Annotated in this window: 16 protein-coding genes and 2 pseudogenes; 12 read left to right on the top strand and 6 right to left on the bottom strand. The window is 71.9% G+C overall.

Going from position 1 to position 22,509, the window contains the following annotated elements:
* Window positions 1–8 precede the first annotated feature (8 nt).
* Complete coding sequence (locus AB5J55_RS03115) at window positions 9–968, bottom strand: DMT family transporter (RefSeq protein WP_369269150.1); 960 nt, start codon at window positions 966–968, stop codon at window positions 9–11.
* An 80-nt stretch (window positions 969–1,048) separates the two neighbouring features.
* Here AB5J55_RS03115 and AB5J55_RS03110 point away from each other — a divergent pair, with 80 nt between their 5' ends.
* From AB5J55_RS03110 to AB5J55_RS03095, 4 genes are all read left to right on the top strand, one after another.
* Window positions 1,049–1,903, top strand: a complete 855-nt coding sequence (locus AB5J55_RS03110; protein ID WP_369276075.1) for a LysR family transcriptional regulator — start codon at window positions 1,049–1,051, stop codon at window positions 1,901–1,903.
* Window positions 1,904–2,327: 424 nt separating this feature from the next.
* On the top strand, window positions 2,328–3,101 hold the full coding sequence (locus AB5J55_RS03105) for an HAD family hydrolase (RefSeq protein WP_369269149.1): 774 nt from the start codon (window positions 2,328–2,330) through the stop codon (window positions 3,099–3,101).
* Window positions 3,101–5,581 (top strand): glycoside hydrolase family 65 protein, encoded by a 2,481-nt coding sequence (locus tag AB5J55_RS03100; RefSeq protein WP_369276074.1) that lies wholly within the window; start codon window positions 3,101–3,103, stop codon window positions 5,579–5,581. Before AB5J55_RS03105 ends, AB5J55_RS03100 begins: the two co-directional genes overlap by 1 nt.
* Window positions 5,582–5,713: 132 nt before the next feature.
* Window positions 5,714–6,595: a universal stress protein gene (locus tag AB5J55_RS03095; RefSeq protein ID WP_369269148.1), complete on the top strand. Its 882-nt coding sequence runs from the start codon at window positions 5,714–5,716 to the stop codon at window positions 6,593–6,595.
* 3 nt (window positions 6,596–6,598) lie between these two features.
* Here AB5J55_RS03095 and ppk2 read toward each other — a convergent pair whose 3' ends face one another.
* Window positions 6,599–7,402, bottom strand: coding sequence for a polyphosphate kinase 2 (gene ppk2, locus AB5J55_RS03090; protein ID WP_369269147.1), 804 nt, complete (start codon window positions 7,400–7,402; stop codon window positions 6,599–6,601).
* Window positions 7,403–7,495: 93 nt separating this feature from the next.
* Entirely contained in the window at window positions 7,496–7,837 is a 342-nt protein-coding gene (locus tag AB5J55_RS03085) for a DUF6479 family protein (RefSeq protein ID WP_369269146.1), read from the bottom strand.
* Between the two features lie 139 nt (window positions 7,838–7,976).
* On the opposite strand from AB5J55_RS03085, the gene AB5J55_RS03080 reads away from it, so the two are divergent.
* The 5 genes from AB5J55_RS03080 (at window position 7,977) to AB5J55_RS03060 (ending at window position 14,448) form a co-directional block, all read left to right on the top strand.
* Entirely contained in the window at window positions 7,977–8,360 is a 384-nt protein-coding gene (locus AB5J55_RS03080; RefSeq protein ID WP_369269145.1) for a ferredoxin, read from the top strand.
* 101 nt (window positions 8,361–8,461) lie between these two features.
* Window positions 8,462–9,640, top strand: coding sequence for an acyl-CoA dehydrogenase family protein (locus tag AB5J55_RS03075; RefSeq protein WP_369269144.1), 1,179 nt, complete (start codon window positions 8,462–8,464; stop codon window positions 9,638–9,640).
* 9 nt (window positions 9,641–9,649) lie between these two features.
* On the top strand, window positions 9,650–10,492 hold the full coding sequence (locus AB5J55_RS03070) for an oxygenase MpaB family protein (RefSeq protein WP_369269143.1): 843 nt from the start codon (window positions 9,650–9,652) through the stop codon (window positions 10,490–10,492).
* Between the two features lie 63 nt (window positions 10,493–10,555).
* Window positions 10,556–12,796 carry a tetratricopeptide repeat protein gene (locus AB5J55_RS03065; protein WP_369269142.1) on the top strand — a complete coding sequence of 747 codons (2,241 nt, stop codon included), beginning with the start codon at window positions 10,556–10,558 and terminating at the stop codon, window positions 12,794–12,796.
* A gap of 74 nt (window positions 12,797–12,870) precedes the next feature.
* Window positions 12,871–14,448, top strand: a complete 1,578-nt coding sequence (locus AB5J55_RS03060; RefSeq protein WP_369269141.1) for a phytoene desaturase family protein — start codon at window positions 12,871–12,873, stop codon at window positions 14,446–14,448.
* 12 nt (window positions 14,449–14,460) lie between these two features.
* Here the strand turns inward: AB5J55_RS03060 and AB5J55_RS03055 are convergent.
* Window positions 14,461–14,613 (bottom strand): annotated as a pseudogene (locus tag AB5J55_RS03055) (SDR family oxidoreductase); the annotation flags it as partial.
* 28 nt (window positions 14,614–14,641) lie between these two features.
* On the opposite strand from AB5J55_RS03055, the pseudogene AB5J55_RS03050 reads away from it, so the two are divergent.
* Window positions 14,642–14,787 (top strand): annotated as a pseudogene (locus tag AB5J55_RS03050) (transcriptional regulator); the annotation flags it as partial.
* A 22-nt stretch (window positions 14,788–14,809) separates the two neighbouring features.
* Here the strand turns inward: AB5J55_RS03050 and AB5J55_RS03045 are convergent.
* Window positions 14,810–16,585 carry a serine hydrolase gene (locus tag AB5J55_RS03045; protein WP_369269140.1) on the bottom strand — a complete coding sequence of 592 codons (1,776 nt, stop codon included), beginning with the start codon at window positions 16,583–16,585 and terminating at the stop codon, window positions 14,810–14,812.
* A gap of 167 nt (window positions 16,586–16,752) precedes the next feature.
* Here AB5J55_RS03045 and AB5J55_RS03040 point away from each other — a divergent pair, with 167 nt between their 5' ends.
* Both AB5J55_RS03040 and AB5J55_RS03035 read left to right on the top strand, forming a co-directional pair.
* A complete protein-coding gene (locus AB5J55_RS03040) occupies window positions 16,753–17,862 on the top strand; it encodes an NAD(P)H-dependent flavin oxidoreductase (RefSeq protein WP_369269139.1) in 1,110 nt (369 codons plus the stop codon).
* The gene (locus AB5J55_RS03035) at window positions 17,859–19,436 is read left to right on the top strand and encodes an acyl-CoA synthetase (RefSeq protein ID WP_369269138.1); all 1,578 of its coding nucleotides are present in this window, start codon (window positions 17,859–17,861) and stop codon (window positions 19,434–19,436) included. The genes AB5J55_RS03040 and AB5J55_RS03035 overlap by 4 nt, the downstream gene beginning before the upstream one ends.
* 2 nt (window positions 19,437–19,438) lie before the next feature.
* Here the strand turns inward: AB5J55_RS03035 and AB5J55_RS03030 are convergent, their stop codons facing one another.
* Window positions 19,439–22,348 (bottom strand): AAA family ATPase, encoded by a 2,910-nt coding sequence (locus AB5J55_RS03030; protein ID WP_369269137.1) that lies wholly within the window; start codon window positions 22,346–22,348, stop codon window positions 19,439–19,441.
* Window positions 22,349–22,509: the final 161 nt, after the last annotated feature.

Here is a 22,509-nt window from a genome sequence, read left to right as displayed (position 1 = left end):
CCCTCGCCTCAGCCCCGTGACGTGATGATGCTCAGCGCGTTGGCGGCGACGATGGCACCGATGCCCGCCCACTCGAGCCCGCCCAGGTCCTGCCCCAGGCCGACCAGGCCGACCACGGCCGCCAGGACCGGGTTGACGCTCATGAACAGGCCGAAGGCCCGGGCCGGGACGTGGCGGAGGGTGAACAGGTCCGCGAGGTACGGCACGGCCGAGGAAAGCAGCCCCGCGGCGATGGCGCAGGCGAGGGCGCCGGCCGTGGGCGGGTGCTGGACGGCGATGACGATGCCGATCGGCAGGAACATCACGGCGGAGATGCCGGACGCGGCCGCCGCGCCCTGGGCCCCGGGGATGCGCCGGCCGACGGTGCGGTTGAGCAGGATGTACGACGCCCAGCAGACGGCGGCCAGCACGCCCAGCGCCAGCCCGACGTAGTCGGTCGAGGGCTGCGGGCGCATGAGGGTGATGACACCGGCCGCGGCGATCACCGCGCAGCACACGTCCACGCGGCGGCGCGACGTGGCCAGAGCGATGGTGAGCGGGCCGAGGAACTCCAGCGTGACCGCCAACCCCAGGCCGACGCGCTCGATCGACGAGTACAGCGAGAGGTTCATGGTGCCGAACACCAGGGCCAGCGCGGCGACCGGCCACCACTGACTCCAGGTGAACGAACGCAGCCTCGGCCTGCTCACGGCCAGCAGGACGACGGCGGCGACGTACTGCCGCACGGCGACGACACCGACCGGCCCCAGGACGGGGAACGCGAGGGAGCCGATCGCGGCGCCGGTCTGGGTGGACAGTCCACTGCCGATCATCGTGGCGACACCGGCGAGACGTCCACCGGCCAGCTTGCGGTCATCGAGCGGGACCGTGAACGAGGGCGCCGGGGTCGGCGTGGACGCGGGAACGAGTGGGGGCGCGGTGGCGGACGCGGGTGCGGTGGCGGGCGCGGTGGCGGGACGGGTGCGCATACGCCGATCGTGCGTACGCTCGATCTTTGCGCAAAATGCGTCCGTGCCGTCATCTATACGCTTGAGTCATGGATCGGGCCATGGATCTGGAGCTGCGGCAGCTGCGCTGTCTCGTCGCGATCGTCGACGAGGGCACGTTCACCGATGCCGCGATCGCCCTCGGCGTCTCCCAGGCGGCCGTGTCCCGCTCGCTGGCCTCGCTCGAACGCGCCCTGGGCGTACGGCTGTTGCGGCGGACCTCCCGCGAGGTGACCCCGACGGGTACCGGGCTGCGGGTCCTGGCGCACGCGCGGCGGGTGCTCGGCGAGGTGGACGACCTGGTCCGGGAGGCCGCCTCCGGGCACGCCCGGCTGCGGATGGGCTACGCCTGGGCGGCGCTCGGCCGGCACACCCCGGCGTTCCAGCGCCGCTGGGCCGCCGCCCACCCCGGCACCGGCCTGCAGCTCGTCCGCGTCAACTCGCCCACCGCGGGACTGGTGGAAGGCGCCTGCGATCTGTCCGTCGTGCGTCGGCCGGTGGACGACCGGCGGTTCGAGACCGCCATCGTCGGGCTGGAGCGGCGGCTGTGCGCCGTGGCCGCCGACGATCCGCTGGCCCGGCGCCGCTCGGTCAGGCTGGCCGACCTCAGCGGCCGCACCCTCCTCGTCGACCGCCGCACCGGTACCACGACGACCGACCTGTGGCCGCCCGACTCGCGTCCGGCGACCGAGGAGACGCACGACGTCGACGACTGGCTCACGGTGATCTCCACCGGCCGCTGCGTCGGCATGACCGCCGAGGCCACCGCCCACCAGTACCCGCGCCCCGGTGTCGTCTACCGGCCGCTGAGGGACGCCGAACCCATCGCCGTGCGACTGGCCTGGTGGCGCGACGACCCGCCTCCCGCTGCTCAGGCGGCGATCGAACTGCTCACGGCGCTCTACCGGGGCGACTGACGCACGCACGGGAGCGCCCGGGCGACATCACGGGGACGTAGCAGGACACTGGGGCGGGAAGGGCCCTATCCACTTCTCGCGGATCCTGATTGCGCGGTGCGCGGCCGTCATCCGCTTCCCCGCGCCGGTCTGGGTCCTTCCCGTCACCTCCAGCACACCATGAGCGCGGCTGATGCGCCAGGGCCGGTCGGCGCACCTGGGCGGCAGGCGGCGGCGGTAGCGGTTGCCAGGAGGTGACAACGCGGGTCCGGCGGGTACCCATGAGCGGATCCCGCCGGGTGCGGGAGCGACGTCGAACGGAGGTGAGGGCGCCGTGATCGCGTTCTGTGACGCCGGTGCACGCGGACATCCCCCGGATGCCGTAGGTGCCCGGCCTCGGCCCGCCCACAGCCCGGATGACGACCTGCCGCGGCGGGGGTGACCGATGCACAGGCCCCTCACCCCCGACACGGCGCGCGAGGCGCTCGACCCCGCCCTGCGCGACGTGCGCGCCGTCGTCTTCGACACCGACGGAGTGATCACCGACTCGGCCCGGGTGCATGCCGCCGCGTGGAAAGTGGCCTTCGACGACTACCTGCACGCCCACCCGCCCGAGGACCCCGATCAGCGCCGCCCCTTCGACGTCGGGGACGACTATCTGCGCCACGTGGACGGCAAGTCCCGCCTCGACGGCGCCGCGGCCTTCCTCGCCGCACGGGGCATCGACGCGTCGGACGAGACAGTTCGTGCCGTCGCCGAGGACAAGGAGCGCCTCTTCACCGAGAGACTGCGCGAGCACGGCGTCGACGCCTATCCGGGGACGGTACGGCTGGTGCGGGCGCTGCGCGCGGCCGGCGTGCCCCGCGCGGCCGCCTCCGCGTCCCGGCACGCCGGTGAACTGCTGGAGCGGGCCGGCATCCTCGACCTGTTCGACGCCCTGGTGGACGGCGGTGAGACGGCCCGCCTGGGCCTCGCGGGCAAGCCGGAGCCCGACCTGTTCCTGGAGGCGGTCCGCAGGCTCGGCGCACCCGCCGGTCGGGCCGCCGTCGTCGAGGACGCCCTGGCGGGCGTGGAGGCGGGCCGACGCGGCGGATTCGCCCTGGTGGTCGGCGTGGACCGGGCAGCGGGCGCCGACACCGGGGCGCGGCTGCTGCGGCACGGCGCCGACATCGTCGTACGGGACCTCGGAGAACTCTGCGCGGGAGGAGCGCCGACGTGATGGACCGGAGCCTGGAGGCCGAGGGAGCTGACCTGAGCTCGGTGGCCGAGGAAGCAGAGCCGATCTCGCAGGCCGACGGAACGGATCTGGGCTCGCAGGTCGACGGAACGGGCTGGAGCTGGGAGTACGAGGGCTACAAGCCCGGCGACGAACGACTCCGGGAATCGCTGTGCACGCTCGGCAACGGCTACTTCGCGAGCCGGGGCGCGCTGCCCGAGTGCGCCGCCGACGACGTCCACTATCCGGGGACGTATGTGGCCGGCATCTACAACCGGCTCACGTCGAAGGTCGCGGGCCGCAAGGTCGAGAACGAGGACATGGTCAACGTCCCGAACTGGCTGCCCCTGCGCTTCCGCCTGCCCGACGGAGACTGGATCGTCCCCGACACCGCGGACGTGCTCGACCACCGGCTGATGCTGCACCTGTCCGTGGGGCTGCTGGAGCGCCGGACGCGGTACGGCCTAGGCGACGAAGGCGTGTTGACGGTACGTCAGCAGCGGATGGTGCACATGGCCGACCCTCATCTGGCGGGGCTGCGCACCGAGTTCACGGCCGAGGGATTCTCCGGCCCGCTGGAAGTGGAGGCAGCCCTGGACGGGGGCGTCACCAACTCCGGCGTGGCCCGATACCGGGACCTCGACGGCCGCCATCTGACCCACATCCACACCGGCACCGCCGCCCCCGACACGGTCTGGCTGCGCTGCCGCACCCGCACCTCCGACATCCGGATCGGCATCGCCTCCCGGCTGACCACCGACGCCGACGTTCCGGTCACGATCAGCCATGAACGGCCGTACGCCATCCAGCGGTTGACCATCGACCTGGCCCCCGGCCGCACCGTCACCGTCGACAAGACCGTCGCCCTGCACACCTCCCGCGACCCGGCGATCAGCGACCCGCTGCACGCCGCCGTCGACCGGGTGGGCGGCGCCCCCGGATTCGACGCGCTGGTCGGGTCGCACCTCACGGCCTGGGCCCAGCTCTGGCGCCGGGCCGCACTCGACGTCCCCGGCGAGTCGGGCCGCATCCTGCGGCTGCACCTCTTCCATGTCCTGCAGACGCTCTCCCCGCACACCGCCGACCTCGACGTGGGCGTCCCCGCCCGCGGGCTGCACGGCGAGGCCTACCGCGGCCATGTCTTCTGGGACGAGCTGTTCGTGCTGCCCTACCTCAACATGCACTTCCCGGAGGTCTCCCGCGCCCTGCTCCGCCACCGCCACCGACGCCTCGAACAGGCCCGCACCAGCGCCAGGGCGGCGGGCCACAAGGGCGCGATGTATCCCTGGCAGAGCGGCAGCGACGGCCGTGAGGAGACCCAGCAGCTCCATCTCAACCCGCGCTCGGGACGTTGGCTGCCCGACCACTCCCGGCTCCAGCATCACGTGGGCTCGGCGATCGCGTACAACGTGTGGCAGTACTGCGAGGCGAGCGGCGACATGGAGTTCCTGCACACCAAGGGCGCCGAGATGCTGCTGCAGATCGCCCGCTTCTGGGCGGACAAGGCCGTCTACGACGACAGGCTGGGCCGCCATCGCATCAAGGGCGTCGTCGGCCCCGACGAGTACCACGAGGCGTACCCGGACGCCGACACACCCGGCCTGGACGACAACGCGTACACCAACGTCACAGCGGCCTGGGTGCTCACCCGCACTCTCGAACTGCTGGAGAGCCTGCCCGAGCCCCGTCGGCGCGAACTCGCCGAACGCACCGGCCTGGACGGGGGTGAGCTCGAACGGTGGGACGACGTCTCGCACACCCTCCATGTCCCCTTCCACGACGACGTCATCAGTCAGTTCGCGGGCTACGGCGACCTCGCCGAGCTCGACTGGGACGGCTACCGCGGCCAGTACGGCGACATCCGGCGGCTGGACCGGATCCTGGAGGCGGAGGGCGATACCGTCAATCGCTACAAGGCCTCCAAACAGGCGGACGTCCTGATGCTCGGCTACCTCTTCGCGCCGTCCGAACTGGGCAGCCTGTTCCACCGGTTGGGCGTCCGGCTGGACGAGCACATGTGGCAGCGCACCGTCGACTACTACATGCACCGCACCAGCCACGGCTCCACCCTCAGCGGCCTGGTCCACGGCTGGGTCCTGGCCCGGTGCCGGCGCAGCGAGGCGTGGAAGTTCGTCCAGGAGGCCCTCCAGGGCGACATCGCCGACGTCCAGGGCGGCACCACCGGCGAGGGCATCCACCTCGGCGCCATGGCCGGCACCCTCGACCTCGTCCAGCGCGGCCTGACCGGCCTGGAGACCCGCGGCGGCGCCCTGTGGCTCGACCCCGTACCGCTGCCGGAGCTGTCCTCCTACGGGTTTCCCCTGCGCTACCAGGGCCACTGGGGCGTACGGCTGCGCCTGGAACGCGGGCTGCTGGAGATCGAGGTGCCGTCCTCCGACGCCTCACCGATCGACGTCCGGCTGCCGGGTCGCGGTGTGTCGCTGCAGCCGGGGGCGACGGGGCGGCTGGTGCTTCACGACTGACCTGGCCCGTCGTCGGATTCGGCCTTTGCGACACCCCGCCCGGTGCGGGATGCGGCCGACCGGGGGAGGCTGGGAGGACAACCCTCGCGGATCCTGCGCGGACAGTCGACCCCGCGCGGAAAGGGGAGCGCGATGCACGGCCCGGTTGTCGTAGGGGTGGACGGCTCGCCGTCGAGCATGGCGGCCGTGGGGATCGCGGCGCGCGAGGCCGGGCTGCACGGCGTGGGGCTGCGGCTGGTGCACGCCTTCGGCTGGCCGGCCGCGCACATCCCGCACGGCGGGCGGCCCTGGGAGCCGAGTGGCGCCGGGATGCGAGAGTTGATCGACGGCACGCTCGCCAAGGCCGAGCAGCGCGCCCACGAGCTGGCGCCGGACGTCGAGATCACGCGTGACGTCGTCGTGGGGGAACCGGTGACGGTGCTGGAGATCGAGTCGCGCACCGCGTCCCTTGCCGTGGTGGGAAGCCGGGGCCACACCCGGTTCGGCGCCCTGCTGCTCGGTTCCACCGCCGGTCACATGGCCGCCCACGCCGCCTGCCCCGTGCTGGTGGTACGCGGCAGGCCGGACCCGGAGGGGCCCGTACTCCTCGCCGTCGACGGCTCGCCCGCGGCCCGGGGAGCCGTCGAGTTCGCCTTCGCGGTGGCGGCCGCGCACGGCACGGACCTGGTGGCGCTGCACGCCTGGAGCACCCGCTCGGAGCGTGCCTACGAAAGCCCCGCCGACCCGCCCTTCGTGACCTACGACGAGGGCCGGCTGCGCGACGAGGAGGAGCGCGTGCTCGCCGAGGCGCTGGGCGGACTGCGCGAGTTGTATCCCGATGTCGCCGTGCGCCGCAGGCTGGTGCGCGGCCGGATCCGTCACACCCTCATCGAGGCGAGCGCAGACGCCGGTCTCGTGGTGGTGGGGGCGCGCGGCCGGGGCGGGTTCGCCGGGCTGCTGCTCGGCTCGGTCAGTCAGGCACTGCTCCACCACGCGCAGTGCCCGGTCGCCGTCGTCCGTTCCGGTGCGGAGTGAGGCTCACAGGCTCGCCGCGTGGTCCGGGACGTAGTTCCGCAGCTCGCGCGGCGGTCGCCGGTAGCCGGTCGACTCCGGACGTTCGGGCAGGTCCAGGGCGGGCGGGAGGACGTCCTGGTACGCCAGGGAGCCCAGCAGGTGGGCGATCATGTTCAGCCGGGCCCGGCGCTTGTCGTCGCTCTCCACGACGTACCAGGGTGCCTCGGTGATGTCGGTGTGCACCATCATCTCGTCCTTGGCCCGGGAGTACTCCTCCCAGCGGGCGACCGACTCCAGGTCCATCGGGGACAGCTTCCAGCGCCGCAGGGGATCCTCCAGCCGGCGCCGGAAGCGTTCCTGCTGCTCCTCGTCGCTCACCGAGAACCAGTACTTGCGCAGGAGGATCCCGTCCTCCACCAGCATCCGCTCGAAGAGGGGGCACTGGCGCAGGAACAGCTGGTACTCCTCCTTGCTGCAAAAGCCCATGACACGCTCGACACCGGCGCGGTTGTACCAGCTGCGGTCGAACAGGACGATCTCACCGGCGGCGGGCAGATGCCCGATGTACCGCTGGAAGTACCACTGGGTCCGCTCGCGCTCGGTCGGCTTGGGCAGCGCCGCGATCCGCGCGACCCGGGGATTGAGGTGCTCCGTGACCCGCTTGATCGTGCCGCCCTTGCCCGCCGCGTCCCGCCCCTCGAAGATCACGACCAGCCGGGCACCCTCGGCCCGCACCCACTCCTGCAGTTTCGCCAACTCCATCTGCAGGCGCAGCAGTTCCTTCTCATACGCCTTGCGCGGCAGCTTCTCCGCCTTGTTGCCGGCCATGCCGCCTCCCAGCTTCGAACGCCAGAACAGCACCGTACTGACAGGCGACGGGGGGCGCACGCCCGCCGGCAGGATGGGCGCTGGTCGGAGGCGTCACGAACCGCCGCTGCCGCCCTCGCTCCAGCGCGGGCGCTCCTGCGACGGGCTGGTCCGGGAGGGAATGTTGCCGTGGGCGGGAAGGTCGTGCGGGGTGATCCGCTGGTCGCTCTTCGGTACCTCGGCGGGCTCCCGGTGCTCCCGGACCTCGTGGACCGGGCCCTCGGCGGGCAGCCTGGGCTGCTCCTCGGGGCGGGGCGGACGCGATTCCCGGCGCCTGACGCGGCTGCCCAGGACGAAGGCGCCGATGAGCAGCGCCACGACGACCACACCGGCGACGAGCAACCCGATGGCGAGCGCGCCCCGACCTGCGGCGATGTCCATCCAAGTGGTGTCCATGGGCTCGCGGGTACCCCTGGTACCTCGATGAACACGTACGGCATCCCATAAGAACCCGTTTGCCACGACCAGCCGGAACGCCCGGCCGCAAGGAGAGAGAGTCGGGTTTGGTGCCCCCGGCACCGGCTACCCGCCCCTTGTGACATCGACAGCATCCCAGCAAGAACTCGTCCAGTTCCTCGAGGACCGCTTCGCGTGCGCCCAGGCCTGCACCGAGTGCGCTCGGACCTGCGCCCTGCGTGCGAGCCTCGTCGATCCGGACGCGGCGGAGGACCAGGAACTCGTGCGACGCAAGGGCATCCTGTGCGCCGAGGTGTGCGACACGGCCTGCCGTGTGCTGTCCGAGCAGGGCGGCATGGACGAGGGCGCCGAGGCCGCGCTCCGGGTCCAGCTGGAGTGGACCCGGTCCGTGTGCCTGGAGTGTGCGCAGGTCTTCGACCGGCACCCGGGCGCCGAGGACGCCGCGAAGGCCTGCCGTGCCTGCGCACGGGCCTGCACGGACTTCATGAGCACGCTCGACTGACGGGCCGCACCGCATCCCGCCGCTCCTCGGCATTCCCAATTTCTGGAACACGTTCTACGGTGTGCGCCGACAGGACCGGCCTTGGGGAGCCTGGAGGCGCCGTGCATCTCGAATACACGCCCGAGCAGCAGCGGCTGCGCACCGAACTGCGCGACTACTTCGCCAAGTTGGTGCCCGACCTCGCGCAGACCCGCTTCACCGACCCGGCCGCCCAGAAGCGCTACTACCGCAGGACGATCCGCCGGCTCGGCACGGACGGCTGGCTCGGTGTGGGCTGGCCCAAGGAGTACGGCGGCCGGGGCCTGACCGCGATGGAACAGTTCATCTTCTTCGACGAGGCGGCCCAGGCGGGCGTACCGCTGCCGCTGATGGCGCTCAACACCGTCGGCCCGACGATCATGCAGTACGGGACGGACGAGCAGAAGGCGTACTTCCTGCCGAGGATCCTCTCCGGCGAGATCGACTTCGCGATCGGCTACAGCGAGCCCGACGCGGGCACGGACCTGGCCGCCCTGCGGACCCGCGCCGTGCGCGACGGCGACGAGTACGTCGTCAGCGGCCAGAAGATCTGGACGACCAACGGCGACACCGCCGACTGGGTCTGGCTGGCCGTCCGCACCGACCCGGACGCCCCGCCCCACAAGGGCATCACCATGCTCCTCGTCCCGACCACCGACCCCGGCTACTCCTGCACCCTCATCAACACCCTCGCCTCGCACGACACCACCGCCAGCTACTACGAGAACATCCGCGTCCCGGTCGCCCGCCGCGTCGGCGCCGAGAACCAGGGCTGGCGCCTGATCACCAACCAGCTCAACCACGAGCGCGTCACCCTCGCCGCCCACGGCACCATGGCCATCCGCGCCCTGCACGACGTCCAGCGCTGGGCCATGGAGACCAAGCTCGCCGACGGCCGCCGGGTGGTCGACCTCCCCTGGGTGCGCCGCCGGCTCGCCCAGACCCACGCCAAGCTCGACGCCCTCAAGCTCCTGAACTGGAAGATGGTGAGCGCCGTGCAGGACGGCACGCTCACCCCGCAGGACGCCTCCGCGGTGAAGGTCTACGGCTCCGAGGCGCGCCGGGACGCGTACGCCTGGCTGATGGAGATCGTCGCCGCACCCGGCGCACTGAAGGAGGGTTCGGCGGGGGCCGTACTGCACGGCGAGCTGGAGCGCGGCTACCGCTCGGCCGTCATCTTCACCTTCGGCGGCGGCAACAACGAGATCCAGCGGGAGATCATCTCGTGGATCGGGCTGGGGATGCCGAGGGTGCGGCGTTAGCCTGCGGGCATGGGCGATCCCGGGCTGTTCACGCCGCGTTCCGTGACCTGGCAGATGCACGGCGACCCCATGATGTGGGTCGCCGGAATCCGCGCGCTCTACTTCCAAGCCCTCCATCCGCGTGCCGTACGCGGCGTCATGCAGAACAGCGACTTCCGGCACGACGCCTGGGGCCGCCTCCTGCGCACCGCCGACTTCGTCGGGACGATCTCGTACGGCACCACCGAGGCCGCCGAGAAGGCGGGCGCGCGCGTGCGGAAGATCCACAGCATGCTCAGCGCCACCGACCCGGACACCCAGGAGCGGTACGGCGTCGACGAACCCGAGCTGCTGCTGTGGGTGCACTGCGCGGAGATCGACTCGTATCTGCAGGTCGCGCGGCGCTCCGGCTTCCGCCTCACCGACGCGCAGGCCGACCGCTACATCGACGAACACCGGGTCAGCGCCCGCCTGGTGGGCCTGGACCCCGACGCCGTACCGGCGAACCAGGCCGAGATGGCCACGTACTTCGAGAAGGTGCGGCCCCAGCTCGCGTGCGGACCCGAGGCACGCGCGGTGGACGACTTCCTGCTCCGCCCGCCGACGCATCCCCTTCTCGTCCCGGCGCGCGAGGTGTTGTGGCGGCGCGTGGCGCAGCTGGCGTACGCCGCTCTGCCGCCGTACGCCCACGAGCTGTACGGCAGACCGGCGCCGAAACCCGCCACCGTCACCCGTCAGTTGCGTGCCACGGGCACCCTGCTGCGCGCTGTTCCCGCACGTCTGCGCTGGCAACTCCCGCCCAAACACATCCTGCGCGCCATGGCGCGACTCGGCCCCGGCTCGCGCCCGGCACCGTACAAACTCGGACGATAGCTCGCCATACTGGACGAGCCGGGGGAGGGCAAGGCTGACCGTGACGGGGGGCGATCGCGGGCGATGGCGGAGAGCAGGCTGATCCAGGGCCGGTACCGACTGCTCGATCCGATCGGGCGCGGTGGTATGGGCGAGGTGTGGCGTGCGCGCGACGAGTCGCTGGGCCGGCATGTCGCCGTGAAGTGCCTCAAGCCGCTGGGACCGCAGCACGACCACTCCTTCACGCGTGTCCTGCGGGAGCGGTTTCGCCGCGAGGCGCGGGTGGCCGCGGCGCTCCAGCACCGCGGGGTGACCGTGGTCCACGACTTCGGCGAGTCCGACGGAATTCTGTTCCTGGTCATGGAGTTGCTCCAGGGCCGCAACCTCAGCCAGCTCCTGGAGGACAACAAGCACCATCCGCTGCCCGTCCCGGACGTCGTCGAGATCGCCGACCAGGTCGCCGCCGCCCTCGCCTACACCCACCAGCAGGGCATCGTGCACCGCGACCTGAAGCCCGCGAACATCATGCGGCTCGCCGACGGCACGGTGAAGATCTGCGACTTCGGCATAGCGCGCCTCGCCCATGACATCGGCTTCACCTCCCGGCTGACCGGCACCGGCATCGCGATGGGCACCCCGCACTACATGTCGCCGGAGCAGATCGGCGGGGAGGAGGTGGACCAGCGCAGCGACCTGTACTCGCTGGGGTGCGTGCTGTACGAGATCGCCACCGGCGTACCGCCGTTCGACCTGGACGACCCCTGGGCGATCCTCGTCGGCCACCGCGACACCGCGCCCCGGCCGCCGCGCAGCCACCGCGCCGAGCTGCCCGAGTACTTCGAGCAGGTCATCCTCGACCTGCTGGCGAAGCGCCCCGAGGAACGCCCGCACGACGGACGCGAGTTGGGCCGCCGGATCGGTCTGGGCCGTACGACACCGACGTATGTGCCGACCGTGGTGACCCCGCAGCCGGACCTCGGGCCCCCGGCGCCCGTGACCCGCGAGCCCCGCCTGCCGTCCTGGACCCGCGGCATGACCACCGGCCACAAGGCCACCGGCGCGGGCCTGCGCACCACACCGCCGGACGCGGCGGCCGGTCTCACCGGCGAGTGGATCCCCCGACCCACGACCGGCCGGCCGCAGGAGGCCGCCGTACCCGACGAAACGCCCACCCCCACCGCGGCGGCGCTCGCCGCGCTGGCCGGACGGCACAACGCCGGTCTCAGCCTGGGCCGACTGGGCCGCTGGACCGAGGCGGGCGAGGTGCACCGGGCCGTCGCCGCCGAGCGTGAGCACCTCCTCGGCCCCGACCACCCGGACACCCTCGCCAGCCGCTACGAGGTCGCCTTCACCCTCAGCCGCACCGGCCGCGCCGCCGACGCCCTGCGCGAGTACAAGCACGTCGCCCGCGCCCGCAGCCTCTCGCTCGGCCCCGACCACCCCGAGACGCTCGCCGCCCGGCAGGAAATGGCGTACGTGCTCGGCCAGTTGGGGCGCCACTTCGACGCGCACCAGGTCTACACGTCCGTACTGACGGCACGAGAGCGCGCGATGGGCGCCGACCACCCCGACACGCTGCGCTGCCGCCACAACCTCGCCTTCAACCTGAGCAGACTCGGCCGCCTGGAGGACTCGTACCGCATGGCCGGCGAGGTCGCCGTCGCACGCGCCCGCGTCCTCGGCCCGCACCACCCCGACACCCTGGTCACGCGCTACGAAGTCGCCTACGCGCTCGGCCAGTTGGGCCGCTGGGTCGAGGCCCTGCAGACCTACCGCGAGGTCGCCGACGCCCGCGCCCAGGCCCTCGGCCCGGACCACCCCGACACGCTCGCCGCCCGCTATGAGGTCGGCATCAGCCTCGGCCGTCTCGGCCGCAGCGCGGAGGCGCTCCAGCTCTACCTCGACCTGATCGACGACCGCACCCGCGTCCACGGCCCCGCCCACCCCGAGACCCTGCGCGCGCGCCACGGCCTCGGCGTGAACCTCGGGCGCCTCGGGCGCTGGGAGGAGGCCCTCGCCGAGTCACGGGACGTGTGCGCGATCCGTGAGCGCGTGCTGGGACCCGACCACACCGACACCCTGGTCAGCCGACGCGAGGTCGCGGTGAGCCTCGGCTGGCTGGGCCGCTGGCCGGACGCGCTAACCGAGTACCGCAGGGTGGCCGCCGCCCGTGAACACGTCCTCGGCGCCGACCACCCCGACACCCTCGCCAGCCGGAACGACGAGGCCCACTGCCTGGAGCAGCTCGGGCGGGGCGCGGAGGCGGTCGAGCTGTACCGGAGGGTGGCGGTGCTGCGGCAGCAGCGGGCGTCCGGAGGCCGGTGAAGCCCGGTGGCGAGCCGTTACTCCGGCGCGTCCCACCTATGGCCGACCTAGATCATCACGTGTTACGAAGAACCATGCCAGCACACGAGGGACACCCGGGACACCGTACGTACGACGCCGTCATCGTCGGCGGAGGCCACAACGGCCTCGTCGCCGCCGCCTACCTGGCCCGGGCCGGACGGTCCGTGCTGGTGCTGGAGCGACTGGACCGCACCGGGGGCGCCGCGGTCTCCACGCGCCCGTTCGCCGGCGTCGACGCTCGTCTCTCCCGCTACTCGTACCTGGTCAGCCTGCTGCCCAAGAAGATCGTCCGGGACCTCGGCCTGGACTTCCGCGTCCGTACGCGCAACGTCTCGTCGTACACGCCCGTTGACCGGGACGGCCGGCCGACCGGACTGCTCGTGGGCGGCGGCGAGCGGCGCACCCGGGAGGCGTTCGCCCGGCTGACCGGGGGTGAGCGCGAGTACGCGGCCTGGCAGCGCTTCTACGCCATGACCGGCGAGGTCGCCCAGCGGGTCTTCCCGACGCTCACCGAGCCCCTGCCGAGCCGCGAGGAGCTGCGCCGCCGGGTGGACGACGAGGAGGCCTGGCGGACCCTCTTCGAGGAGCCGATCGGCGTCGCGATCGAGGACCGCTTCGCGGACGACCTGATCCGGGGCGTGGTCCTGACGGACGCCCTGATCGGCACCTTCGCCGACGCCCATGACGCCTCCCTCAAGCAGAACCGTTGCTTCCTGTACCACGTGATCGGCGGCGGCACCGGCGACTGGGACGTCCCCGTCGGCGGCATGGGCGCCCTCACCGACGCCCTGGCCACAGCTGCGCGCGACGCGGGCGCCGTGGTCGTCACCGGGCACGAGGCGGTACGGATCGACACGGACGGCCGTACGGCGGAGATCAGCTATCGCACGGCCGACGGCGAGGGCGTCGTCGCCGCCCGGCAGGTCCTGGTGAACGCCTCCCCGCAGGAACTGGCCGCCCTGACCGGCGACACCACCCCGGCCCCCGCCGAGGGCGCCCAGCTCAAGGTGAACATGCTGCTCAAGCGCCTGCCCCGGCTGCGCGACAGCTCCGTCGACCCGCGCGAGGCGTTCGCCGGCACCTTCCACATCGCCGAGGGCTACGACCAGCTGGCCGCCGCCCACGCCCAGGCCGCCGCCGGTGAACTCCCCGCCGCCCCGCCGTCCGAGATCTACTGCCACTCGCTGACCGACCCGACGATCCTCGGCCCCGCCCTCGTCGAACGGGGCTACCAGACCCTCACCCTGTTCGGCCTGCACACCCCGGCCCGGCTCTTCGTGCGCGACAACGACGCCGTACGCGACGAACTGCTGAAGTCGACGCTCGCCCAGCTGGACGCCCACCTCGCCGAGCCGCTCGCCGACTGTCTGGCGACGGACGCCGACGGACGGCCCTGCATCGAGGCGAAGACCCCGCTGGACCTTGAGCGTGACCTGCGCCTTCCCGGCGGCAACATCTTCCACCGTGACCTGGCCTGGCCGTACGCCCAGGAGGACACCGGCCGCTGGGGCGTGGAGACCCGCCACCCGAACGTGCTGCTGTGCGGGGCGGGCGCGGTGCGCGGGGGAGGGGTGAGCGGGGTGCCGGGGCACAACGCGGCGATGGCGGTGCTGGAGGCGGCCGGCGACTGACGCCGGCCCTGGTCAGACCCGGACGCCGCCGTCCACCTGGAGGATCACGCCGGTCACATAGGACGCGCGGTCGCTCAGCAGCCAGGCGGCAGCCTGGGCGGTCTCCTCGGGGTCGGCGGCCCGGCCCAACGGGTTCTGCGCGGTGAGCCGGTCGATGATGCCGGGGTGTTCCGCTCCCACTTGTCGACCATGCCCCGCCACCGTCAACTGCGACGTCCTGGACATCACCGGCCGCGACCAGCGAGTCGTCATCTACACCGCCACCCCGGGCAGCCCTCCGAGGAGGCGCTACGACTGCTGTCCGTCATCGGCACGCAACGCCTGGACGTGCCCGGCTGAGCCGTCGGCGCCGGCTCGCCGGTCAGTTCGCGGAAGCGGTCCACCCGCTCGCCGTGATCCGCGCCGCGTCCGCCGGCCGGGCCTCGTCGAAGAGGACGCTGTGCGCCGTCTCGACGTGCAGACCGTCGACGTACGCACCGCGGCCCACGTAGAGCTTGTCGGTGGTGTATCGCCAGCGGACCACCAGCTGCCGGTGCGCGGGGAGTTGCGCCGTGAGGCGGTGCCAGACGCGGCCCGACCAGCCGGTCACGGCGCCGGTCGGGTGGGCCTGCGGCCGCTCGCCCTGGCGTTTCGTCGCGAAGGGGAGCGGAGCCCAGGTAGTGCCGCCGTCCGTCGTGGACTCCAGGACGAGGACGTCCGCCTGCGGCTCGGTGTCCCACCACAGGTCGCAGTGCAGCTCTGCCTCGCCGGAGGAGGTGTCGAGGGCGGGGAGCGCGAGCGTCGCGCTCGTGGCGGTCGCCATTCCCGAGAACCATGCCGTACGGCCGTGGCGCGGGCGGACCGCTGCGGCACGGGCCATGTTGTCGGCCGCGGCGACCCGGGGCGCGGAACCGGAGCGCCAACTGCGCACCGGATGAACCGAGTTGCCGAGGACGACGAGGAAGGAGTCGGTCGTCGGGTCGAGAACGAGAGAGGTGCCGGTGAAACCGGTGTGTCCCGCTGTGCGCGGGGTGGCCATGGCGCCCATGTACCAGTGCTGGTAGAGCTCGAAGCCCAGGCCGTGCTCGTCGCCGGGGAAGGCGGTGTTGAAGTCGGTGAACATCAGCTCCACGGACTCCGGCTCCAGGATGCGGCACCTGCCGTACGCGCCCCCGTTGAGCAGCGTCCGGCCGAGAACCGCCAGGTCCCAAGCGTTCGAGAAGACGCCTGCGTGGCCCGCGACCCCGCCCAGGCTGAAGGCGTTCTCGTCATGCACTTCGCCCCGGACGAGCCCACGGTCCAGGCCGGACCACGGCAGCCGGGCGTCCTCGGTGGCCGCGATCCTCGGCTTCCAGGCGGTGGGCGGGTTGTAGCGGGTGCGGCGCATGCCGAGCGGGCCGGTGATCTCGTCGTGGAGGAGGGCGTCGAGGCTGCGGCCGGTGATCTTCTCCAGGACGAGCTGGAGGGAGATCAGATTCAGATCGGAGTAGAGGTACTTGGTGCCCGGAGGGTTCAGCGGCGCCTCGTTCCAGATGAGTTGGAGCTTCTCCTCGTACGTCGGCGCGTTGTACAGCGGGATCCAGGCGCGGAACCCCGAGGTGTGGGTGAGGAGCTGACGGACCGTGATGTCCTGCTTGCCCGCGCGGCCGAAATCCGGGAGGTGGGAGGCGACCGTCGCCTCCAGCCCGAGCTCGCCCCGTTCGATCTGCTGCACCGCGAGGATCGACGTGAAGAGCTTGGACACCGAGGCCAGGTCGAAGACGGTGTCCTCGGCCATCGGGATCTGCTGGTCGGCCGGGAACTCCACGCCCGTGTCGGTCTTCTCGTCGTACGCCTCGTAGCGCACGGCCATCCCGATGGGCTGGTGCAGGGCCACGGTGCCGCCGCGGCCCGCGAGGAGGACGGCGCCGGCGTACCAGGGGTGCTTGGGGGAGGGGCCCAGGAACCTCTCGGCGTCGGTGACGAGCCGGCGGAGATGGGTGGGGAGGAGGCCGGCGCGTTCGGGGGAGCCGTGGCGCAGGGTGGGGCTTGCGGTGCGCGTCGCTGCGGCTGCCGCCGCGGGTCCCGCGGGCAAGGAGGCGATGGTCAGGGCGCCGCCCAAGGCCATCGCGGTTCTGCCCAGTTGACGCCTGGTCAGTCCGGTTCTGCCGTCGGTCATCGAGGTTCCTCCCGCCACTCCGGCTGAAAGTATCTTTCGGGATCACCTTGCGTGATGAAACTTTCGTGTCAGGTGGGAGTGGTGTCAACGGGATCGCCACTCAAGAGATCTGACGGTGTATCAGAAAAGGCCTTCCGTCGTCCGGAGGACTGCGGCATCCTGCGCCCATGCAGACGGAGCTGAGCAAGAAACTGGGAGTCGAGCACGCCATATTCGGCTTCACGCCGTTCCCCGCCGTCGCCGCGGCCATCGGCAGGGCCGGCGGCTTCGGAGTGCTCGGCGCGGTCCGCTACACCGCCCCCGACGACCTCAAACGCGACCTCGACTGGGTCGAGGCGCATGTCGACGGCAGGCCCTACGGGCTGGACGTCGTCATGCCCGCGAAGAAGGTCGAGGGCGTCACGGAAGCCGACGTCGAGGCGATGATCCCGGAAGGGCACCGGCAGTTCGTCGAGGCCACCCTCGCCAAGTACGGCGTGCCCGAACTGGCCGAGGGCGAGGCGTCCGGCTGGCGGATCACCGGGTGGATGGAGCAGGTCGCACGCACCCAGCTCGACGTCGCCTTCGACTATCCGATCAAGCTGCTCGCCAACGCCCTCGGTTCACCGCCCGCGGACGTCGTGGAACGCGCGCATGACCGGGGCGTGCTCGTCGCGGCTCTTGCCGGCAGTGCCCGGCACGCCCGCAAGCACGCGGAGGCGGGGATCGACATCGTCGTCGCCCAGGGCTACGAGGCGGGCGGCCACACCGGTGAGATCGCCTCCATGGTGCTCACCCCGGAGGTGGTGGAGGCGGTCGACCCCCTGCCCGTGCTGGCTGCCGGGGGCATCGGCAGCGGCCAACAGGTGGCGGCGGCACTCACCCTCGGCGCCCAGGGTGTATGGCTGGGCTCCATGTGGCTGACCACCACAGAGGCCGATCTGCACTCGCCCGGCCTGACCCGCAAACTGCTCGCCGCCGGGTCGGGCGACACCGTCCGCTCCCGCGCCCTGACGGGCAAGCCCGCACGCCAGCTGCGCACCGAGTGGACCGACGCCTGGGACGACCCGGACGGGCCCGGCACCCTCCCCATGCCCCTGCAGGGACTCCTGGTGGCCGAGGCCGTCTCCCGGATCCAGAAGTACGAGGTCGAGCCGCTGCTCGGCACACCCGTCGGCCAGATCGTGGGCCGGATGAACAGCGAACGCAGTGTCCAGGCCGTCGTCGACGACCTCACCCGCGGCTTCGAACAGGCCGTGCACCGCATCAACCGCATCGCCGGAAGGAGCGGCCAGTGACGAGCACCCCCGCCACCCCCACCGGGAGCACCCCGCCGGTCGGCTTCTGGGCCCAGGCCGCCGCCGATCCCGACCGCCCGGTCCTCGTCGCCCCCGACGGCGAGCAGTGGACCGCCGGACGTCTGCACGCCGCTGCCAACCGTCTCGTCCACGGCCTGCGCGCGGCCGGCCTCGGACGCGGCGACGCCTTCGCGGTCGTCCTCCCCAACAGCGTCGAGTTCTTCACGGCATACCTGGCCGCCACCCAGGCCGGCCTCTACCTGGTCCCCGTCAACCACCACCTCGTCGGCCCCGAGATCGCCTGGATCGTCGCCGACTCCGGCGCCAAGGTGCTCATCGCCCACGAGCGCTACGCCGACCCCGCCCGCCAGGCCGCCGACGAGGCCGGCCTCCCGGCCACCCACCGGTACGCCGTCGGCGAGATCGAGGGCTTCAGGCCGTACGCCGAACTCGTCGACGGACGACCGGAGTCGGCACCCGCGGAGCGCGAGCTCGGCTGGGTCATGAACTACACCTCCGGCACGACGGGCCGCCCCCGCGGCATCCGCCGCCCCCTGCCCGGCAAACCGCCCGAGGAGTCCTACCTGGGCGGCTTCCTCGGCATCTTCGGCATCAAGCCGTTCGACGCCAACGTGCACCTCGTCTGCTCGCCGCTCTACCACACCGCGGTCCTCCAGTTCGCGGGCGCGTCCCTGCACATCGGCCACGGGCTGGTCCTGATGGACAAGTGGACGCCCGAGGAGATGCTCCGCCTGATCGACAACCACACGTGCACGCACACCCATATGGTCCCGACCCAGTTCCACCGTCTCCTCGCGCTCCCGGAAGACGTACGGGGCCGCTACGACGTCTCCTCCATGCGGCACGCCATCCACGGCGCCGCCCCGTGCCCCGACCATGTGAAACGGGCCATGATCGAGTGGTGGGGCCACTGCGTGGAGGAGTACTACGCCGCCAGTGAGGGCGGTGGGGCCTTCGCGACCGCCGAGGACTGGCTGAAGAAGCCCGGAACGGTCGGCAAGGCCTGGCCGATCAGCGAGCTCGCGATCTTCGACGACGACGGCAACCGTCTCGCGCCCGGCGAACTCGGCACCGTCTACATGAAGATGAACACCGGCGGCTTCAGCTATCACAAGGACGAGGCCAAGACGAGGAGGAACCGCATCGGCGACTTCTTCACCGTGGGCGACCTGGGCTGCCTCGACGAGGACGGCTATCTCTTCCTCCGCGACCGCAAGATCGACATGATCATCTCCGGCGGGGTCAACATCTACCCGGCCGAGATCGAGTCCGCCCTGCTCGCCCACCCGGCCGTTGCCGACGCCGCCGCCTTCGGCATCCCGCACGACGACTGGGGCGAGGAGGTCAAGGCCGTCGTCGAACCGGCCCCCGGCCACGAGCCCGGTCCCGCCCTCGCCGCCGCGATCCTCGACCACTGTGCCGGGCAACTCGCCGGGTACAAGCGGCCCAAGAGCGTCGACTTCATCGCCGAGATGCCGCGGGATCCCAACGGGAAGCTGTACAAGCGGCGGTTGCGGGAACCGTACTGGGAGGGGCGCACGCGCCCCGTGTGACGTCAAGGACGCAGACGAGGCGGTGCCTCCAAGGCCTTGGCGAGGCCTGCCGCGTCGGTGCCGATCTTGCGGTAGACGCTGGACAGCAACTGCCGCACGCCTTGCTCGGTCAGGTGCAGTTCCTTGGCGATCACAGTCACCGGGTGTCCCTCGACGGCCAGTTCGGCCGTACGGTGCTCCTGCGCGGTCAGTGTGTCCGCCTGCACGTAGCGCAGGGGCAGCGGGCGCAGACCGGCCGTCGAGAGTTCCTCCCGGGCGCGGACGGCGAGCGCCTCGGCACCGCAGTGGACGGCGCCTTCCAGACCCTGGTAGAGCCGGTCGGCAGCCTCCTGGAGCCGACCGTTGCGGGACAGCGCGGCGCCGTGGCCGACTTGGGCGCGAGCGAGTTCGTACGAGGCGGGGGACTGCTCCAGGTGGTCGATCGCCTCCGCGTACAGGTCGAGTGCGGCCGGTCCGCCGGTCACCTCGGCGAGGGTGTGGAGGGCCTGCCCGATGGTGGAGGCGGCGCCGAAGTCCCGGGCACGTTTGACGGCGTCCTGGGCGTGGTGGATCGCCTCGTCCGGGGCGGTGGGGGCGAGCGCTGTCGCGAGCCGCAGCTGCCACGGGCACCAGGCCGGGTTGCGCCAGGCCCGTCCGTCCAGCCAGTCCCCCACCGCGGACAGCAGCGCCGCCGCTTCCGTGTGCCGTCCCTCGGCCAGGAGCAGTTCCGCGTACACGGTGCGCGGGTCGGGATAGATGACGGCGTTCGGAGCCATCTCACCGAAGTGGTTGTCGTCGGCGAGCGCGCGGGCCTCGGCGATCCGGCCACGGGCCAGCAACGTCTGGATCAGGACGCTGACGCCGTACCACTGGGCGGCCACGACGCCGTCCACCTTGTCGGCGATGCGCAGGCCTTCCCGGACCAGGTCCTCGGCTTCGGCCAGACAACCGCGGTGGTAGCGGACATAGCCGGCGATGGACTGGCCGAAGGCCAGGTGGGAGCCGTGCCAGCCCTTGCCCACGCATTCCGCGATCCCCTGCTCGAACAGCTCCTCGGCCCGTCGCGGCTGGTCGCTGTACATGAACACCAGGGCGACCGAGAGGGGGACCTCGAAGCCCCGGTTCTCATCGGTCCAGCTCATGCCGCCGCGCAGGGACTTCTCCGCATAGGTGAGGGCGGTCCGGCGCGGTTCGCCGCGCAGGACGGCGTCCCAGGCCCGCAGTCCCAGGATGTAGCGCTCCTCCAGGCTGCGGCCGGGCAGCTGCTCGGCCAGCCGCGCCAGTGTCCGGGAGCGGGCGGGTGAGTCGGGATCGTCGGCGCGCATCGTGCTCCAGACGAACTGATCGGCCTGCATACGCAGTTTGACGCGCGGATTCGTGGCCTGCCGGGCCTCCTCGGCGGCCACGGTCGCGGCCTCGGCCATCCGATCGGTGTGGGCGAGCGCCGTCGTCAGCCGATAGACGATGGAAGCGCGCAGGTCGGGGTCGACGTCGGGCTCCGCCAGCGCCTGCCGGAGATGGCGCACCGTGGCCGTGGGCTCGATCAGGAAGGTGGCGCACGCGAGTTCGTGCAGGACCGCGGCGCGGTCCTCGGGGCTCGGTGGCTCCTTCAACGCGCGGGTGAGCATGCGCCGGGCGGCCTCGGTCGCCCCGGCGCCGAGGTACTCGCGAGCGGCCTCGCGCAGGCAGTCGACCGTCTCGGGTCTGCCCTCGCAGGGCACCTCCAGCAGATGCCGGGCGGCGGCGGTGGGGCCGTACCCCGCGTTCAGGACGGCCTCCGCGGCCGCGTTGTGCAGACCGGCCCTGAAGCCGGAGCGGATGGACCGGTAGATCGTCGTGGTGATCAGCGGATGGACGAACTCGAGCTCACCCTCGGGGCCGTGGCCGTCGGTGAGGATCCGCGCCGCGCGGAGCTTCTGCGTCGCCTCGGCGGCGGTCTCGTCGCCGAGTACCGCGATGGTCGCGGCGAGCTGTGGTGAGAAGGGCGACCCCAGCACGGCGGCGGCATGCGCGAAGCGGACGGTCGCGGTGTCGAGGCCTTCCAGACGCTCGATCAGCCCCGGACCCTTGATCGCGGCGGCCAGTTCACGCATCGCGGGAAGGTCGTCCTCGCTGCCGCTCAGTTTCCGCTCGGCGAGGCCGATGGCGAGTTCGACCGTCTCGAAAGGGCTCCCTCCCGTGGCCGACCAGCATTCCTTGCAGAACACGTCGTCGGCTCTCTCACCGACTTGGTTCCTGATGATCTGTGCCACGCCGTCGGCGGTGAGGCATGCGAGGTCGTGAGGGCGCTCTCCGTGATGTCCGACGAGCGTACGGAGTTCGCCCGCTTCGGACGGCAGTTCCTCGGGCCGGTAGGCGACCACGATCAGCAGGGGCAGGTCATCGACCCGTGACGCGAAGGAATCGAGCCAACTCAGGGACTCGGCGTCCGCCCAGTGCAGGTCGTCCAGGAGCAGGACAACGGGTGCCTTCTTGATGGTGAGGCACGTCATGACCCAGTCGAGGCCTTCGCGGACCCCGGTCGGATCCGGTGCGGGGGCGGGGCCCCTCGCCTCGAGGCCGAGCACGGCGGCCATGACGTCGTACCAGCTTCCCAGGAAGGCGCGCAGTTCCGCTCCGTCCATCCTCGCCAGCGAGGGCTGCACGAACTGGCGCACCACGCGGAACGCCGACCCCTGTTCCTTCTCCCCGCCTCTGCCCGACAGCACGGTGAATCCCGATGCCATGGCGCGCTCACGTGCTTGCGTGATGAGTGCTGTCTTGCCCAACCCAGCCGGTCCGCTGAAGGCGAGCAGCCCCCTGCGCCTGGCTTGCGGCACACCGTCCGAGGTACGTCGCAGTTCCTTGAACGCGGCGTCGAGGGCCTGAAGTTCCCGTCGGCGCTCGATCAACGTCCGCTGTTCCGTGATCGGGTGCCGCGGCTCCATCGCCATGTGCCGTACCGCCTTCTGTCGTTCGGCTCGGAGGAGCCGAGCGTACGCCTCGGCGAGGTGCGGCAGGCCGAATTGAGCACCATAGGGTGAATCGTGCACCGTAGGTGGGAGAACGCCCTCCCGCTGGGTAGTGGACTCGGATGGACGTCTCCCTGGTGATG

The sequence above is a fragment of the Streptomyces sp. R11 genome, from assembly GCF_041051905.1.
Lineage (GTDB): Bacteria > Actinomycetota > Actinomycetes > Streptomycetales > Streptomycetaceae > Streptomyces.
This window is presented reverse-complemented; position numbering and strand designations above follow the sequence as displayed.

Excerpts from the sequence above, each read along its gene's own strand:
- AB5J55_RS03060 (WP_369269141.1), top strand. The coding sequence starts at position 12,871 with ATGCCAGCACACGAGGGACACCCGGGACACCGTACGTACGACGCCGTC.
- AB5J55_RS03040 (WP_369269139.1), top strand. The coding sequence starts at position 16,753 with ATGCAGACGGAGCTGAGCAAGAAACTGGGAGTCGAGCACGCCATATTC.
- AB5J55_RS03070 (WP_369269143.1), top strand. The coding sequence starts at position 9,650 with ATGGGCGATCCCGGGCTGTTCACGCCGCGTTCCGTGACCTGGCAGATG.
- AB5J55_RS03095 (WP_369269148.1), top strand. The coding sequence starts at position 5,714 with ATGCACGGCCCGGTTGTCGTAGGGGTGGACGGCTCGCCGTCGAGCATG.
- AB5J55_RS03115 (WP_369269150.1), bottom strand. The coding sequence starts at position 968 with ATGCGCACCCGTCCCGCCACCGCGCCCGCCACCGCACCCGCGTCCGCC.
- AB5J55_RS03105 (WP_369269149.1), top strand. The coding sequence starts at position 2,328 with ATGCACAGGCCCCTCACCCCCGACACGGCGCGCGAGGCGCTCGACCCC.
- AB5J55_RS03030 (WP_369269137.1), bottom strand. The coding sequence starts at position 22,348 with ATGGCGATGGAGCCGCGGCACCCGATCACGGAACAGCGGACGTTGATC.
- AB5J55_RS03085 (WP_369269146.1), bottom strand. The coding sequence starts at position 7,837 with ATGGACACCACTTGGATGGACATCGCCGCAGGTCGGGGCGCGCTCGCC.
- ppk2 (WP_369269147.1), bottom strand. The coding sequence starts at position 7,402 with ATGGCCGGCAACAAGGCGGAGAAGCTGCCGCGCAAGGCGTATGAGAAG.
- AB5J55_RS03100 (WP_369276074.1), top strand. The coding sequence starts at position 3,101 with ATGGACCGGAGCCTGGAGGCCGAGGGAGCTGACCTGAGCTCGGTGGCC.
- AB5J55_RS03065 (WP_369269142.1), top strand. The coding sequence starts at position 10,556 with ATGGCGGAGAGCAGGCTGATCCAGGGCCGGTACCGACTGCTCGATCCG.
- AB5J55_RS03045 (WP_369269140.1), bottom strand. The coding sequence starts at position 16,585 with ATGACCGACGGCAGAACCGGACTGACCAGGCGTCAACTGGGCAGAACC.
- AB5J55_RS03110 (WP_369276075.1), top strand. The coding sequence starts at position 1,049 with ATGGATCTGGAGCTGCGGCAGCTGCGCTGTCTCGTCGCGATCGTCGAC.